The 17,099-nt window shown below is 54.4% G+C and carries 10 protein-coding genes and 1 pseudogene; 3 read left to right on the top strand and 8 right to left on the bottom strand.

The genetic code is table 11. The features are described from left to right. Positions 1–21: 21 nt before the first annotated feature. The 4 genes from DB48_RS10600 to DB48_RS10615 form a co-directional block, all read right to left on the bottom strand. The gene (locus tag DB48_RS10600) at positions 22–783 is read right to left on the bottom strand and encodes an EAL domain-containing protein (RefSeq protein ID WP_041510256.1); all 762 of its coding nucleotides are present in this window, start codon (positions 781–783) and stop codon (positions 22–24) included. Positions 784–1,002: 219 nt separating this feature from the next. After that, complete coding sequence (locus tag DB48_RS10605) at positions 1,003–4,581, bottom strand: S8 family serine peptidase (RefSeq protein WP_041510257.1); 3,579 nt, start codon at positions 4,579–4,581, stop codon at positions 1,003–1,005. 60 nt (positions 4,582–4,641) lie between these two features. Next, positions 4,642–8,400: a S8 family serine peptidase gene (locus DB48_RS10610; RefSeq protein WP_041510258.1), complete on the bottom strand. Its 3,759-nt coding sequence runs from the start codon at positions 8,398–8,400 to the stop codon at positions 4,642–4,644. Between the two features lie 180 nt (positions 8,401–8,580). Then, positions 8,581–10,662 carry a winged helix-turn-helix domain-containing protein gene (locus DB48_RS10615; protein ID WP_041510259.1) on the bottom strand — a complete coding sequence of 694 codons (2,082 nt, stop codon included), beginning with the start codon at positions 10,660–10,662 and terminating at the stop codon, positions 8,581–8,583. 246 nt (positions 10,663–10,908) lie between these two features. Between DB48_RS10615 and DB48_RS10620 the strand changes: the two genes are divergently transcribed. Next, positions 10,909–11,310: a hypothetical protein gene (locus DB48_RS10620; protein ID WP_041510260.1), complete on the top strand. Its 402-nt coding sequence runs from the start codon at positions 10,909–10,911 to the stop codon at positions 11,308–11,310. Positions 11,311–11,534: 224 nt separating this feature from the next. Here the strand turns inward: DB48_RS10620 and pepA are convergent, their stop codons facing one another. Continuing rightward, positions 11,535–13,043, bottom strand: a complete 1,509-nt coding sequence (pepA, locus tag DB48_RS10625; RefSeq protein ID WP_041510261.1) for a leucyl aminopeptidase — start codon at positions 13,041–13,043, stop codon at positions 11,535–11,537. A gap of 220 nt (positions 13,044–13,263) precedes the next feature. On the opposite strand from pepA, the gene lptF reads away from it, so the two are divergent. Both lptF and lptG read left to right on the top strand, forming a co-directional pair. Next, positions 13,264–14,376, top strand: a complete 1,113-nt coding sequence (gene lptF / locus DB48_RS10630) for an LPS export ABC transporter permease LptF (protein ID WP_041510262.1) — start codon at positions 13,264–13,266, stop codon at positions 14,374–14,376. After that, positions 14,373–15,431 (top strand): LPS export ABC transporter permease LptG, encoded by a 1,059-nt coding sequence (gene lptG, locus DB48_RS10635; RefSeq protein ID WP_041510263.1) that lies wholly within the window; start codon positions 14,373–14,375, stop codon positions 15,429–15,431. Before lptF ends, lptG begins: the two co-directional genes overlap by 4 nt. Positions 15,432–15,702: 271 nt before the next feature. On the opposite strand, the pseudogene DB48_RS10640 reads toward lptG, so the two are convergent. The 3 genes and pseudogenes from DB48_RS10640 to DB48_RS10650 form a co-directional block, all read right to left on the bottom strand. Beyond that, positions 15,703–16,211, bottom strand: a pseudogene (locus tag DB48_RS10640) (RDD family protein). 61 nt (positions 16,212–16,272) lie between these two features. Further along, positions 16,273–16,533: a DUF2960 domain-containing protein gene (locus DB48_RS10645; RefSeq protein ID WP_041510264.1), complete on the bottom strand. Its 261-nt coding sequence runs from the start codon at positions 16,531–16,533 to the stop codon at positions 16,273–16,275. Between the two features lie 9 nt (positions 16,534–16,542). Then, the gene (locus DB48_RS10650) at positions 16,543–17,055 is read right to left on the bottom strand and encodes a GNAT family N-acetyltransferase (RefSeq protein ID WP_041510265.1); all 513 of its coding nucleotides are present in this window, start codon (positions 17,053–17,055) and stop codon (positions 16,543–16,545) included. Between the last annotated feature and the right edge of the window lie 44 nt (positions 17,056–17,099).

A 17,099-nucleotide genomic window follows, 5' to 3' on the forward strand; every position in this document is an offset into this window, starting at 1 on the left:
TCAATTAGTCTGGTTGTTGGTCTAGGGGAAAGCCACTTCGGGTAGGCATTCGAAACCCGGCTTAGCAAACAGATAGCCCTGCATAAGCGCAACGCCTGCACCTTTAAGCCATTGCATCTCGCCTGGTGTCTCTATGCCTTCGGCCAGGCATCTTATCTTGAGTTGGTGGCAGATGCCGAGCAGGTGAGTCACTATGACCTGCCGGGTGTCGTCTCTATCTATGTTACGGATCAGCTCCATGTCCAGCTTGATGAGATCGGTCTGGAAGTTGGCGAGCAGACCTAAGCCGGCATAGCCGGCGCCAAAGTCGTCGATGGCGGTCATAAAGCCAAGTTCCCGGTAGTATTCCACTACGCGTTTGACGTGCCCACTGTCGGATATTTTTTCGGATTCGGTAAATTCGAACATGATCCGCTCCGTCGGGAAGCCATACTCCCTTGCGGCCGCCAGAGTGGTACGAATGCAACGTTCGGGTTGGTAGATGGCGTTGGGCAGGAAGTTAATGCTTAATATGGATTGCAGATTTAGCTTGGCCGCCAGTGCGATAGCCTTTACTCGACAGGATTGATCGAAGGCATAGCGGTTGTCGTCATTCACCCTTGAGATCACCGAATAGGCGGCCTCGTTATTGGGGCCGCGCACCAGGGCTTCATAACCAAATACCTTTTGCTTGGCGATATCGACGATTGGCTGGAATGCCATAGTGAAATCAAAATCGAGACCAGGATTATTGGCACACTGGCGACATCCGCTACTTGTAAATTGAGATTGAACTGTTTCCATTGAACCTTCCTTGTTAGCTGATCAGTGTAAGAATTGAAGATAGCGCCAATGACAAAGCAGATGGAGTCGACCCGCCCACCGATGTTATGCAACCAGTATAGTTGTGATTTTCATGATTTTTTAGGTGAGAGTCCTGAGGTGAAACGGAGAGTGAGGAAGGGAGGAGAAAAACATTGGCTAACGTCCCTGTTAGCCAATGGAAAGCTCAAGTCATTGTGACTATGCGTACTGTCTGCGACCTCTGCCAAGAAGCAGCAAGGTCAGTAAGGCGTACAGGCCAAGGGCACCGCCACCTGTCGACTCACTTGGTGGCTCGACAGGTGGCAAAGGCGCCGCTGCCACTTTGACCATGAATTGGGTGTTGGTCTCAAACTCGCCGTCGCTGGCAGTGACTATGATTGGGTACTCGCCGCTGCTGGTGAAGCTCACCTCAAGCTGGGTTCCCGAGAGGGTTATGCCTTCGACACCCGTAGCCGACAGCGTGAGTGCATCGCCCTCGGGATCGCTAAATACCTCGCTGAGATCGACGCTGACCACAACACCGCCCTGGGGGCTGAGCTGAGTCGTAATATCGGCGATGGCATTGGCTACCACAGGCGCCGTGTTAAGCGGTACCTCTACCGGGGCGAGGCCTTTTACCTTGATCAGGGTCGCGCCTATGTTGCGCTTAAGATCCGGCGTAGTGCCTAGCTCCAGCAGACCATAGTAGGTGGCATCTTGCTCCAGGGGCTGCAGCGTCTGGCTGTCGTCCAGATAGCCGTTGACGGTCAGGTTGATGTCGAAACGTTCGTCCTGAGCCACCTGGGTTGGCGCCTCGATGTCGAAGCTGGCCTGGTTGCTGTAGCCAACATGGGTGATCTCCAGGGTCACCTCGTCGGCCTCATCTTCTACCGTACCCTCGTAGTTGTGGGCAAAGATCCAGTAGTTGCCAGAGGGTGGGTTGTCGATGATACAGCGCTCCTTGGAGTCCACCTCTCCGCTGATGCAAAGCAGTGAGTAGAACATCTCATAGGCATTTGGCATGCCGTCGTTGTCATCGTCGATACCCACATAGAGATCCATGTCGGGCGAGGTGCTGTCGGTGATCTCAACCACCAGGCGTTTGGTGTATGGCTTGACCACGGTCGGCACGCTGAAGATCACCTCAGGGTTAGAGTGTGGGCTGTTGCGCTCGGTATCGTTGGAGGAGCCGATGGCGCTGCCGGTAAAGGATTGTGCCTTAAACAGACCGAAGCCTCGGCTTTGCAGGGCCTTACTGCCTGAGGTATACACATCTTCAATGGCTATGCTGTTATCGACATTATTAAGCTCGGCGCTCACCTCCTCGGCAACCTGTCCGGCCTTGAAGCCTATGGTGGCCTGCAGATGGGTATCGCTCATGCTGGCGTCAGCATTGTTAAGCTTGATATAGCCGTGCACCCACTCGTCCACCAAGTTGATGTTGGCGGTCGCCTTGATGGTCAATACCTGAGACTCGCCGGCGTTGAGTGAGAAACTCGCCGGAGTCACCTCCAGGGTGAAGCCTGGGTTGAGGTATTCGTACGTTGTGCTCCAGCTGCTTGCCTGGGTTGCGGTGACGGTGCGAGTCCAGGTGCAGTTAGAGATACACTGGTTTTGCACCATAGAGCTGGTGTTGAGGTGGGTCGGGTCGCCGCCCATTTCTGGGTTGGCATCCAGGTACTCCTGCTTGTTGATGTCCAGCAGCAGACCGGCCTTTAACGCCTGGTTGATACGCAGGCTGCCCGCGCCCTGGTCGAAGAAGTCGGAGCGCTGCGCGACGCCATCATAGTCATCATCCTTATGGGTGGTTTGATGGGCTGTGCTCATGATGGCCGACTGCGCCTGGGCCGGTGTCCAATCTGGATGCACGGCCTTGAGCAGGGCAAAGGCGCCCGTCACATGCGGGGTTGCCATGGAAGTGCCTGACAGGCTGGCGAAAGGAATATGGCCTGTTTGTCCGCTAAACACTCTGTCTTCGGCATTGGCGGCGTAGATGTTGACGCCTGGGGCGGCGATATCTGGCGAGAAGATGTTGGTGTAGGGCAGGTTAGGGCCGCGTGAGGTAAATGCCCCTGCGATATCGCCAAGACTCGGATCTCTGGTGGTCTGTGTGGCTTCAATGGTCGCCCGATGACCCTCACCACTCGCTAGCCATTGGGTGAGAAGCTCACCGTCATCGGCATTCAGGTGGATGGCAGGTAATACATGATTGTCATGGTTGAGCGTGTCGGCACCACCAGACATATTAATCAAGATCATGCCGCCGGCGCCGCCGACTTTAACATTGATCCCCTTGCGGACCCTGGCGTTCTCGCCGCGCTCACAGACCACAATTTCACCGTTAAAGCTCCCCTCGCCGAAGGGCTCGGTGCACATGGCATTGTCAGGATCAACACTGGCCGCCAAGACGACAGGTGCAGTGATGCCTTGGGTGACGCCATAGCCCGTCATGTTGCCGGGAGGCGTGTCGCCACCGACCATGCCGGTTAACTGTTTGGTTTTAAAGGCTAAGTCGTGGGTGTAGGCCGCGACCGTAGTGACCCAGGGGGCGTTGCCCGGCGAGCCTATGGTGCTGGCGCTTGGGCCTGCGTTACCCGCGGCCACGGCGACATGAATACCGGCCTCGCGAGCATTGAGGAAGGATTCGGCGTCGATGGAAGACCAGGGATCTCTTGCGGAGCCGCCCACTGAATAGTTGAGTACCTGCACGCCGTTCTCGATGGCATGCTCAATCGCCTTGATGGTAAATTCGGGGTAGCAGGCGCCTTTATCGTCACAGACCTGGTATGACACCAGGTTGGCATGGGGCGCTACGCCGCTGATGGCATCGAATTCGAAGGCGCTCTTCTCTGCAATAACCGTGTTGTCATCTTCCTGAACATTGAGGTAGTAGTTGACGTTATGCAGTATGTTGCCCGCCGCAGTAGAGGCCACATGAGAACCGTGACCATTAAAGTCGTAGCCAACCTTTGTCTTGTTCTCTAAGTCGTCGTAGCTGGGATCCTCTAGGTTATCCGCGGTGTCGAGACGATGTTGTACTAACTCGGGATAACTGACGATGCCGATGAGCTTGCCGTTACAAAACTGGCTGTATTGGATGCAGTCGCCTAGGTATTGGCCGTCGCCCAGCGGATTTATGTGACGATAACCATCGGCGCCCACCTCGGCAAAGGAGGGGTGATTGGCGTTAATGCCCGAGTCTATGACGCCGACGATAACCCCTTCGCCTTGGGTCCCGGCATTTTGACTATCACCTAGCCAGACCTGTTTGGCACCGATAAACTCGGGGCCTGTGGAGGTCTGAATATAGTGCAGATCGATGGGCTCGACGCTCACAACCGAGGGGTCTTTGGCAATGATGCTGGCCTCACCCGGCTTGAGTTTTACCGCCATGGCGTTGACCACAAGCTGGTAGTCGTGGGTGGGTTTGAGCACGCGGTCGAGCTTGCCGCTGAGTCTCTGTATGGTGTCTGCCTGCTGCTGTTTTAGGTACCCCCTGTACTGCAGGCTGGCCTCAGAGTGGCTGTTTAACAGGCCAGATGCCTGCTTGTTTGCCTTATTTATCTGAATATTAGTGGCGGCAAAGCCTTTGAGCGAGCCATCATAGCTGGCGACGGGGCTCTGTTTGAAGCGGACGAAGTACATGTCGTCGCTGCGTTGTTTGTCGGCGCGTTCGAGTTTGAGTTTTTCTTGGCCGGGAATGATGGTTTGCACCGGCTTAGTGTCATCGGCATAGCTTGCGCAGGCGATGGCAGCCGTTAATGCACTCAGTAACAAATTTCTACGACTTGATTTCATTTGAATACCTAAATAGTAGCGAAAGTGGGATAGCCACACTCGGCTATCCCAAACTGGTGTTTACTTAGATGATGCCTGGCGGCGACGAGCCATGGCTGTCAGCCCCAGCAGGAGTGATAGCCAGCTCAGGGCGCCACCGTCACTCTCTGGTTCTTGGCTGGCGTCAAGCTCAATGGTATGAGTGACCTGATGCACGCCGTCAGAAGCGATAATGGTCAGTGGATGACGACCTTCGCTATCCACCTGCCCCGTGATCTGGGTGCCGCTGATAGACAGCGCCGAGAAGCTAGCACCTTCGACCTGATAGCTTATGCTGTTACCTTCGACATCGTTGAACAGACCGGCAATATCCAGGCTGAAGCTGGCGGCCTGACCCGATTTGAAGGTGAGTGGTGCCAGACTCAGCGATGCCGCAACCTCTTCATTGAGTTGTGGCGCGACATCGTTAACGTCATTGACCACAACGGTTAGGGTTTCGGTCTCGCCTATGCTGTTGCCCTGCTGCGGGGTGATCTTGAGCTCGAATTCGCGGTTGTTTTCGAAATCCAGCGCATCAGGGTTAACGACATAGAGTTCGAAGGTCTCCTGATTGATGGCAAATGGTGTGCCGATAAGCGTGTTGGTGATGTGCAGTTCATACGTTGAGTATTTGGAACTGCCAATGGTGTAGAAGCCTTGGGTGTCCATGGCGATCTGGCCAACAATGGTGCCTACTTCGGCATTTTCGTCGACGTTAAACTGCTGTCCCGCCTCGGCTTTCGCAACGACGGAACCGTCCTCATCGAGGTAAGTGTTGTAGCCGATCTGCATGAAATCATCGTTAAGGCTGACCACCATGAAGCCTTTGGGCGCTTCAGCAGGACCGCCAAAGCCGAATGATTCGGGGGCACCGGCCGAGGCGATATAGATCTGCTCGCCTGGCTGCGCGGTGTAGGTTTGGCTAAAGTCGAGCTCACTCACAGGCTTACCCTCGGCCATAGGTGCAAAGCCAACTTTTAAAGAGCGGTCATTAGCGGTCTCGCTACATATTTCTTCGCCTGTGAACCAATCGAAGTAGCAGGACTGCTCTACCACATAGCTGCCGCCCCTGATGGGGTTAAACTGTGTGATAGGCTGGTATTGCTCTGTGCCTGTATGGCGGTCGGTTTGAATGTGAAAACCGAAGTTTTGGTCGAAGTCTTCCACGCTGTCGAGTTCGTGATGGAACATATCCTCTAGGCAGACCTGTGAGACCACATTTTTACCATTGTTGGCAAAATAGGTCGGCAGCGAAGATTCTTTGTAGCGCCCGGTCGGGTTGGTATAGTCGTAGGCCTTGTTGTAATCGATGACATAGGTGGTCGGTTGCCCCTTGTCGTTCAGGGTTACGAAGGGCTGGTTGACTCGCTGCGCGTCATCCCAAATAGAGGCGCCTTCAAAGCTCTTGTCCCAACCATTTTCCAACACCATAGACTCGTAAAACAGGTCGTAGAAAAACAGTTGTACACCTCTGTCGAAATAGTTCGCCAGTGCGACGTCTGCCCTGTCATGCAGGCTGACGGCAATGTTGAGTTTTTTGCCGGTTACGGCGCATTGGGCGTCATCGAAAATCCCACCACCGACTGCTTTTATCTTGTGGCCCTTGAGGTTTTTTATGTCATCGGGGAGTGTGCGATTCTGCAAAATGAGCGGATAAGCCTGAAAGGTTGTTTCGGTCGCAGATTCGTTGACAAAAGAGGCGACATAGCCTTGGTAGCCCGCTGAACCATACTCATCATCAGGGTAGTGTTTACGCGCCCAGTTCAGGTGATTCCACTCTGTTTGTCCAATGTCCGGATTATAACCTAGGTAGGTGGGAAATTCGGTTGCAATCGGGTGTTTGGTAATATGCGTGCTGTTACGTGCCTTGACCATCCAACCCAGGTTGATCTCAGGGTTTGATTCTGAGGTGAGGCTGATGTAGCCGTTAAGCTCGGTGGCTCTTAGGTTGGCATCGGTATGATCGCCGGTACCGACAAGTGGCCATTGGGGCAGTTTGCCGCCATCGATGGTGATGGTGATGGGAAGAATCACGCTCGAATGGGCGGGAATGTTCACCGTCTCAGGCAAGTTAAAGCTCAGGGCTTCATGGGCGGCCTTCTCGCCGGTCATCTTATAGGCGACCTGGTAAGTCTGAGTGGTGTCCGACACATTCTTGAGTGTGATGCGCTTATTGAGTGTCTTGGTCTGGGCGACTTCGTGCATGCCGAACTGCACATACGGCTGATTGCTACTGGTCTCCCAGGCGACTATCGGCGAGGCAACGGCGTTTGTCAGGTTTTCAACACCATGACCCATAGAATAGAGTTCTGCCGGGGTCATGCCATCGCTTTCTAAGATAGGCTCAAGATTGGCGGTGTTGGCTAATAGCGCTTTGATTTCGGCCGGGCCAAAACTTGGATGCTGGCTCTTGATCACCGCTGCTGCCGCGGCGATACGTGCTGCCGCCGTCATTGCCCCCGAGCGACTGCCGAGTCTAGGCGCTGTCTCATCCGGGTTAGAGATCTTGGCGACGGTTTGGTTGTCGCTCATGGTGACGATTTCTGGCTTGAGGGCCCCAGAGCCGCGAACCGGTCCCATAGGCGCCCAGTCTGGGACAACCAGGGTCTCGCCATCGTCGCCGTAATTGACGGCGCCGACTGTGATGGCCGATGTGGAGCTACCTTCTGAGGAGATCCAGTGTCTATGTTTAGCCTGGGCATCGCCATAGGTCGAATATTGTCCTAGCTCGCCCGCATGAGTCACCACGGTTAACCCTTGAGCCGATACCCGCTCGATCAACAGCTGCATCAGGCTTGGTGATGCGTTGCCATCTATGTCGAAGAAGGTAGCCGCACCGCCGGCTTCGATCAGCGCAATATCCAGATGATCGCTGGTGTCGCCGTCTTGGTTAGGGTCAAGGGCATGTTCGAGTGCCTGAACTATCTTTGACATGTTTGGCCCAGTGGCCGATACGTAACCGTTATTATCCGAGACGTTGTAGACTTTGTAGGCGTGTAGCTTGGCGCCCGGGGCGAGTTGGTGCACGATACTCGCCAGTTCCGTTCCCATGCCTGTGGGGTAGACCCAGCCATTCCAAGACTCATAGCTGAGGTTTTGATCTATGGGGTTGGCATCGTTGCCGTAATTCTCGCTAGCAAAGTCCCAGCCTCCGGCGACCACGGCCGTCGGGAAACCAGTGTATTCGATGGCACCATTTTCCAGGGCCTCGAGGTAGCTGCCTGCTGGCGGTGGTGTCTCGGGGTCGTTGTCTTCACCGTATACCCCCGAGCCGCCGAAGATTGGCAGGGTATAGTCGATGCCGGTAGAGATGATGGCGACGCTAACGCCTGTGCCAGCCGTGTCTTTGCCCGTGTAGGCCTGCATCAGGCTGACTTCCTCGTCCGCCATCACGCCCAGGCTTTGCGTTGTGCTGCGAGCCGTCTTTTGAATTGTCTCAACTTTTTGATCGTAGAAGGTATGCTCTATGCCAGTTAGCTTGCGAATTTCTGCCAGGGCACTGTTTTGCACTTCGAGGGTCATGGTGTTGGCCAGCAGATGTGTGCTGCCAACCAAGCGCGCCTGTGGATCTATGGCCTTTATCTGTGCCAGGAGCAGGGCTTGCTGTTTGAGTACTTGATCAGCATCGAGTTGCTGTAGGCCTGCGCTGCTTGCAGTTTGCTCTAGTGAGAAAGTATAGGTTCCCTTGGTCTGTGCCTGCTCGGCACCGAAGGCGGCGACTGATTCTGTCTTGGCCTGTAGGGCCGTCGAGAGAATGGCGGTCGAGACGCACAATGCTAGGGTGCATTTGGTAAATTTCATGTCCTTTCCTTCTTGTTATTGTGTGCTTCGAGTCAATGGATGTTGACTGTCACAATTTAATAACGTGAAGGTAATAGGCGCACAACGAAGGGCGTCTCGATTATTCGCCGTTTTTTGCTCTACGGGGGTATTATTTATCTCTAAAAAACATCTAATCTAAATTAGATCAAATAGTTAAGCCTATTTTGTCATGAGCTTATAGCCGTAGACATCGGCCTCGTTGGCCAGCTTTAGCGTGACCAAAAAGGAGTGGCCATCTGCCGGCGAGAGGCCAAAAAATTTGCGTACGGCATCTGGCGGAAATTGCTGCACCATCTCAGGCGTTTGCTCGGCGGCAGCAAGGTCGATGCGCATGACGGCATCGCGCTTGGCGTCGCGGCTCAAGAAGTAGAGATAACCCTGTTCAAAGTAGAAGGCGCCATAGTCATACTTGGCTAACTTGTCGGTGACCAGGGTCATCTTGTCCATGGTGCGGTCCAGATGCCAGATGCCGTCCTGGTCAAATTTTGACAGATAGAGATGGTTGGCATCCTGGCCTTCGATGGCATAGACGGCCTGCTGCTGAGTTATCAGTTCCAGGGCGCCGGATCTGACATTCAATTTGTAGATGCCATTGTTTTCTTTAGCAAAGCCCTTGAAGTAGAGCGAGTTGCCGTCGGCGGACCAGCTTAGGTTGTCGGCCTCGATCCCCTGAGTATCTATGGCGCGATAACTTTCCGATTCCATGTTGCCTATGTAGAGGGTCTGCCCGGTATCTGTGATGATATTGACCGCAAAATCTGTGCTCACAGGTGAGACGGCGGCGACACCGACATTGCCCAGGGTGTGGGTAATGTCTTTACTGCTCACCTTATTGTTGCGCCAGATAGACCAGAGCGCGGAGCGGTTGGAGAGAAACAGGATATTGTCATTAGTCTTGGCATATTTGCCATACATGTCGCGGGAAGAGGAGGAGATACGCCTCAGCTGCTTGCCGTCATCATAGGCCTGCTGGGTGATATATTCCTTGGAGATATGCTCGGTCACGTAGAGCATGGCGTTGTTGTCAGACAAGCTGATGCTGCTGGGGAGCCCAGGTTGTGCCAGCGGGGCAAGCTGGCTGCCGTCGGCACGAATCCGGGAGATGATGGCCGCCGCCCCGTCGACATTGTTGACATAAAACAGCTGCTCCCGGGCCGAGTAGTCGAAGTCGACTATGCTGGGGCTGTTTTGGATCAACTCATGTTCCAGCCCCGCGCCGTCCTGTAACACCAGGCTGAGCAGGTTGGACGCCGCCCGCTCGCGGATGAAGGCCAGCTGTCTGTCCCCTTCGAGCCATTTAGGGGCATAGTCAATTTCGTTCTTATTAGGAAAGCTGACCTGCTGGTGCAGATTTGTGTCGAAACGGTAGGCCATCAGGGCCACACGATCCTGCATCTTCTTGGCGTAGATCAGCTGGTTATCATCGACCCCTGACCAGGAGACGATGCGCTTATAGGGGATGTAGAAGCAGTCGGAGGCGATGAGCTGGTCTGTGTTATCCAGAAGGTTTCTCACCCTTATCTGACAGCCAGCCTGCTGATCGATACGCACGTAGGCGAGCTTCTCATCTGAGTGGGACCAGGCGGGCGAGGCCTCTTCGTTGTTCTCGAAAGAGATAAGGGTCAATGGCGCGTCGGCCTGGTTAAGCTCCTTGATATAGATCTTGCCGCTCAGGGAGTTGTCTCGCCACTGCATCGCCATTCGCTGGCCGTCATGGGAGACGGCGATATGTTCCTCGACCCCGCCGTAGTTGGTCACCTTGAGTTTAGCCTGCCTGCTTAGGTCTGCCTCAGGTTTCATTTTGGGGGGCTCTGTCCCGAGGTGGTTGAGAGACAGCCAAAGGATCAGGGCAACAGTGACCGCGGCAATGGCACCATAGCGAGTGTAGGTGCGTGATTTGCCCGAGGAGACCTGCTTTTCTATAGGCTGCACCTCGAGGGTGAGCTGATAGCCGAGTTTGGGAAGGGTGTTAAACACCTCGTCGTCTACGCCCAGCTCCTTAAAGGTCTTTCTCAGCACCCAGATGCCGTTGGTGAAGCCCTTCTTGCCGACCCCTTCGTTGCCAAGCCAGATGTTGTCGATCGCCTGTTGGCGCGATACCACATTGTCTGGGCTGTCGATGAAGAGCATCAGGAGTTCGAAGACTTTAGAGGAGAGTTTTATGCTGTTGTCTGCATGTTTTAACGACATCAACTTGCAGTCTAATTCGCATCCGCCTATCTGATAGCTGAGATTGGTCATTCACTGGGGCCCGTAGACTATTGTTATTCTTATGTGACAATCATATGGGCTGAGTGTAGTTCGGCTCAATAGCCTATGAATAGTTATTGTTACAGCATTTCCTAACATACTGTTTATTATGTTTTTTAAAAGGTTACAATTTGCTACAAAGCGGTAATTATGCCGTCTGTCGTCATCGATGAGCCAGGCTGACCTAAACTGAGTAGATAGGTTGGTAGGCGTTTAGGCGCTGACGGAGTGATTCTGATGGATAGACGGTATCTTTTAACGGCTTTTAGCTACGCCCTGCTCGGGCTGATGTTAGGCCTCTACATGGCCGCTTCTCACGACCATGGTCAACTAGTGACCCATGCCCATATTATGATGATAGGCTTTCTGGTCTCCTTTAGTTACGCACTGTGCTATCGCCTGTGGCTCGAGGCATCCTCGGGGTGCCACAATGGGCGATTGGTCATGGCGCAATTTTGGCTGCATCAGCTGGGCACCCTAGGGGTGGCGATCGGCCTGTTTCTGCTTTACGGCGAGTTTGTGGCGCTGGAGGTGGTGGACCCCTTCCTGGCGGTCGCTTCTTTTAGCGTGTTTGGCGGCGTGGTGCTGATGATGGTGCAGCTGCTTAAGACCAAAAGTGTTAAAGGGGAAGACGGCTAAAGGGTAAGGGGGCTCAAGGTTAAGAGCACTGTGGTTAAGTGGTCTGTGGTTAAACGGTCTGCGGTTCAGAGGGGTGCGGTGGAGAGCGCTGTGGTTAAGAATCGCAGTGCTGTAGCTGATTAAGACCTCTAAAAAGTGCGCTCATAAATAAGGGCGCATAAAAAAGGTGAAGCTTAGCTTCACCTTTTTCGTTTAATCACAGCCTTAGGCTAGGTGATGGGGTATTACTCGCCCTGTTCAACGCCAGCGCGGTTGATCAGGAACTGCGTGAGCAGCGGCACGGGGCGACCGGTCGAGCCCTTGTTGGCGCCACTGTTCCATGCGGTACCGGCCACATCCAGGTGCGCCCAGTTGTACTTCTTGGTAAAGCGCGACAGGAAGCAGGCTGCGGTAATGGCACCGGCAGGACGACCGCCCAGGTTGGTCATGTCCGCAAACGGGCTCTCCAGATGCTCCTGATACTCATCCCATAGCGGCATGCGCCATGCGCGGTCGCCACTCTGCTCGCCGGCGTTGAGTAGCTCGTGAGCCAGCGGATTGTGGGAAGAGAAGAGGCCTGAGGCGTGTTTACCCAGGGCGATCACACAGGCACCGGTAAGGGTTGCCGTGTCGACGACCAGCTCAGGGTCGAAACGCTCTACATAGGTCAGCACGTCACACAGTACCAGGCGGCCTTCGGCGTCGGTGTTGAGCACTTCTACCGTCTGGCCCGACATGGTAGTCAGGATATCCCCTGGACGATAGGCGTTGCTCGACGGCATGTTTTCACAGCCCGCCAATACACCTACCACGTTGATCGGCAGCTTCAGCTCGCACAGGGCCAGCATGGTACCGATCACGCCTGCGGCGCCGCCCATGTCATATTTCATCTCATCCATGGCTTCGCCTGGCTTGAGCGAGATACCGCCTGAGTCGAAGGTCAGGCCCTTACCCACAAGTACGATAGGCTTCTCTGTGCTGTCTACCGCGCCCTTGTATTCCATGACGGTCATGACCGACTCGTTATGGCTGCCGCGGCCGACGGCCAGGTATGAGTTCATGCCCAGCTTGGCCATCTGCTCTTCGCCAACGGTAGTGACGGTGAGGTTTTCATGGTTCTCGGCAATTTGACGTGCCTGAGAGGCCAGGTAAGCCGGGTTACAGATGTTAGGTGGCATGTTGGCCACGTCGCGACACAGCTGGGTACCTGTCGATACGGCCATGCCGTGCTCGATGGCGCGCTCGCCTACAGTGAGTTCGCGGCGAGTCGGTACATTGAATACCAGCTTGCGCAGCGGACGACGGGTTTCGCCCTTGCGGGTCTTGAGTGCGTCGAAGCTGTATAGGCTGTTCTGAGTCGATTCAACGGCTTCGCGTACTTTCCAATAGGTGTCACGACCCTTAACGTGCAGCTCGGTCAGGAAGCAAACGGCCTCCATAGAACCTGTGTCGTTTAAGGTGTTGATGGTCTTAGTGATGATCTGCTTGTACTGGCGTTCGTCTAGTTCTCGTTCTTTGCCACAACCTACAAGAAGGACGCGTTCACTCAACACGTTGGGTACATGATGCAAAAGTAGCATCTGACCTGGCTTACCCTCTAAGTCGCCGCGGCGAAGTAAGTTGCTAATGTAGCCTTCACTGATTTTATCCAGTTGCTCAGCAATACCAGAGAGGCGTCTAGGTTCATAGACACCAACGACAATACAGGCCGAACGTTGTTTTTCCGGGCTGCCGCTCTTAACGCTAAACTCCATGAGCTCTCCTAGATTCTTAAAGACAAATATTATTATTTATTAGATAATGTCTGCTTGTGTCCAAAACGGACCTAAAATTGGTACACCAATGTTAATTTTTCAGGTGTTTTTCTGCCATTTTTAGTTAAAGGCTGGTCACAAAACTACCAAAAGTAGACAGTCTACATGAAAAGTGGGCTGATACCAGCATAAATATAAGTTTAGGGACTGGATCCTGCCTGTGATTGTATTTAGATACTTGATTCGTGAAGTTTTAAAAGCGCAGATGGCAGTGCTTTTAGTACTGTTAGCTATTTTTATTAGCCAACATTTTGTTCGTGTACTCGCTGATGCATCCGATGGCGAGTTTCCCGCCTCTCTGGTGATGACCCTACTCGGGCTCAATCTTCCCTATCTTGCCGTGCTTGTGGTCCCCCTGAGTCTGTTTTTGGGGATTCTGGTGGCCCATGGTCGTATGTACGCCGAAAGCGAGATGGTGGTTTTCCATAGCGTCGGCGTGAGTGAATGGTATGTCACCCGGGTGACCCTGCTGCTCGCCCTTGGCAATATGCTGTTTACCGGTTTTTTATCTATTTATGTCACTCCCTGGGCGGAAGAGACGCAAAATCGAGTGCTGGAGAATGCCCAGTCGGAAGCCGGATTGGCGGCGCTGACCCAGGGGCGCTTCCAGACCAGCCCTAACGGCCGCGCGGTACTCTTTGTGGAGCGTATCGGCCGCGACAATCAACTGGACAAGGTATTCGTGGCGCAGTTGCCCGACCCGGAAGATGGCGCCAGCCAGACCAATATCGTGGTGGCCCAAGGGGGCCGGGTGATCGAGGACGATACCGGTGAGCAGCGCCTGGAACTTAACGACGGGATTCAGTATCAGAATAAGCCGAATCGACTCGACTATCAGGTGGTCGAGTTTGCGGGTTACGAGATGCAGATCAAGGAGCAGGAGGTGGATCAGCGTCGTCGCAAGTTGTCTGCCCTGTCCATCGACCAGCTGCTCGACACCGAGGGACCCGAGGCGGTGGCCGAGTTCCACTGGCGCCTGGCCATCCCGCTGGCGATCCCCTTCATGACGCTGATCGCCGTGCCCATGGCGCGGGTCAATGTTCGCCAAGGCAAGTTTGCCAAGATGTTCCCGGCCATCTTGCTCTATCTGGGTTATTTCGGTCTGATGATCGCCGGGCGTAAGGCGCTGGAGGATGAGGTGATCCCCGCCTATCTCGGCATGTGGTGGATCCATGCCTCGGCGCTGTTTTTGGGAATGTTGCTTCTGAGTAAGGAGCGTCCCACAGGTGCCAAGCTTTCTGGCTTGATCAAGCGTAAGAAGGTGAATGCATGAGAATCTTAGATTTCTATATCGCCCGCGTCCTGGTCAGCACCTCGGCCCTGTGTTTGCTGGTGCTAACCGGCCTGTCTGGCATCATCAAGTGGGTGGATCAGCTGCGTCTCGTCGGCCGTGGTACCTATACCATGGTGGATGCCGCCATCTATGTGCTGTTTCTGATCCCCCGCGATATCGAGATGTTTTTCCCCATGGCCGTGCTCCTAGGGGCATTGATCGGCATGGGGATGTTGGCGTCGAACTCTGAGCTGGTGGTGATGCAGTCGGCGGGCCTTTCCCGCTTTCAGATCACCCTGTCGGCGATGAAGACGGCGGTGCCCCTGATGATCCTGGTGATGGCGCTGGGTGAGTGGGGCGCACCTGTTGCCGAGCGTCACGGTAAGGAGCTGCAGGCGGTCAAGCTCTCGGGCGGTAGCCTGTTCAAGTCGAGCCGCGGTATCTGGGCCAAAGATGGCGATCTGTTCGTCAATATCGGCGAGATAGAGGATATCAAGAGCCTACACAATATCGTGCTCTATGAGTTCGATGACCATCTGAACCTGGTGGGGACCATAGAGGCGCGCCGCGGCGTCTATTCCAAGGATCATTGGCGTCTGCTGGATGTGCGTCAGACCAAGATCACGCCAGAGCAGGTGAGCCTGACGGATCTGACCCTGTATCGCTGGGAGTCGACCCTGACGCCGGATAAGCTCAGCGTGGTGTCGGTAAAACCCGAGGCCTTATCCATTCAAGGCTTGGTGGATTATCTGGAATACCTCAAGGTGAACAACCAGGATTCCGGCCGCTATGAGCTGGCGCTGTGGCGCAAGATCTTACAGCCGATCACTGTGGCGGTTATGATGCTGGTGGCCCTCTCGTTCGTGTTCGGTCCGCTGCGTACCGTGACCATGGGCGCACGGGTGCTGCTGGGCGTGGTTGCGGGCTTCAGCTTCTATATCTGTAACGAGATCTTTGGCCCCATGACCTTGGTTTACGGCCTACCAGCCGTGCTGGGGGCGGTCATGCCGCCGCTTATCTTCAGTAGCGTGGCCATCTACTATATACGCCGTTAGCGCCAGGCGTAGCCGATTATCGGCTAGCGCAATATGGATAAGCGCAATATGAATGAGCGCAAATAAATACGCGCAATAAAAAAGGACCCTAGGGGTCCTTTTTTAGTTTTAGCGATTTATACCCATCACAGTAAGTATCTGATCAGACATAGCGCAGGAAAAACGCTTGAGAACCAAGCAGGATCTTTAGATAAGTCGTTAGTCTACCTAGTACAGCTATCGAGCGTTTTAACGAGCTAGCATGAGCAATTATTTATTACGATTGGTATTACTAGACGCCGTGCCAGTTACGCATCTGGTTGGCTTCTTTTGACAGACCACCACTTCCGAGCGGGTCATCATATCCTGTAGTGCCAGCTTATCGCCGTTGATGAGGATCCACAGGTTGCCTATGCCAAGTAGCGACCATACCAGGCGGGCCGTGGCGGTGATCATGCTCAGGCTCTGGCCGTTGGGGTGCTGGATCTTCAGACGCCAGGCGCGCATGCCCAGTGTCTGGCCGCCGTAGCTCCAAAATAGCACATAGAAGAGGCCAACGCAGAAGGTGATCCACAGCTGATACAGGCCTTTGTAGAGCGGGGTGCCGTTGAGCAGATCCGAGACATGCTCGAAGCCATTCATGGCAAGTAGGCCACTGCTGGTGAGGGCGGTAAAGGCACCGAATCCGATGGCACCGGCCACCATGTAGACGGCGACGGCCAGCAGCAGGTCGTACACTATCGCGCCCAGGCGGCGAAAGAAGCCGGCTCTGGGAAAATTGGCATGTTCAATATTAGACATTTAGGGCCTACATCATCTGGTAAAAGGCGAATATGGGTGGCTTATTCTAGCTAACTTGGCCTTAGCTTTCATCCTGAGCGCTTTCATCTCGAATAAAGTGGATGTCGCTAAAGCCGAAGCGGGCGAACTCCTTGTGGCGATAGTCTTTCACCGCCTGGGAGCCCTTGGATGTCATGGCGACCTGAGCCTCCATGGCGTGATAGCGGGTCAGATCGATCCCTTCGGCTGCGGCCACGGCTTCATAGATGTCATGAAACTTGTCGTAGACGAAGTTGATCTCTTTGTATTGATTTTTAAAGGTATAACCGACTCTGCGGGCCATAATAATCTCTTATTCTTGAGGTGAGACGCCGGGGGCGTGTGCTGCTATGGCATACACCATATAGCAGGCATCTTCCGGGTAGCTGTCCAGGGATTTGTCGATTATACGCGATTTAAAGCCCAGACGTTGCCAATATGTGTGGGCGCCGCCAACCGCTACCAGGGAGATGCTGTCTAACCCCTTGTCTTGCGCCCGCTCGATGAGGCGGCTAAACACCGCCGCCCCAGCGCCTAGCCCCCGAGCCTTGGCGGAAAAGGCGATGTCATGAAGATATAGCGTTTCCTGCAAGGGTGCCTGGTCAAGTACCTGCTCCAGGCTCGGCGGCAGGTCGCGCTGCCATGGATGGGCCAGGCAATAGCCGATCACCGAGTCGTTGTGGGTGACCACATAGCAGGTATCGGGGGAGAGCAGCGCCTTGCTCTGCAGGGCGTCGAGGGATTCGGGCTCGATATTGGGATAACACTCATCCTGAATGTGTAAAATGCTCGGCCAGTCCTGGGCCTGTATTGCTCGTATTTGCATCGCTAATGTTTCTAGTCGTGAGGGTAAAGGTCGATGGGGCAAAG

This window comes from Shewanella sp. cp20 (assembly GCF_000832025.1).
GTDB lineage: Bacteria > Pseudomonadota > Gammaproteobacteria > Enterobacterales > Shewanellaceae > Shewanella.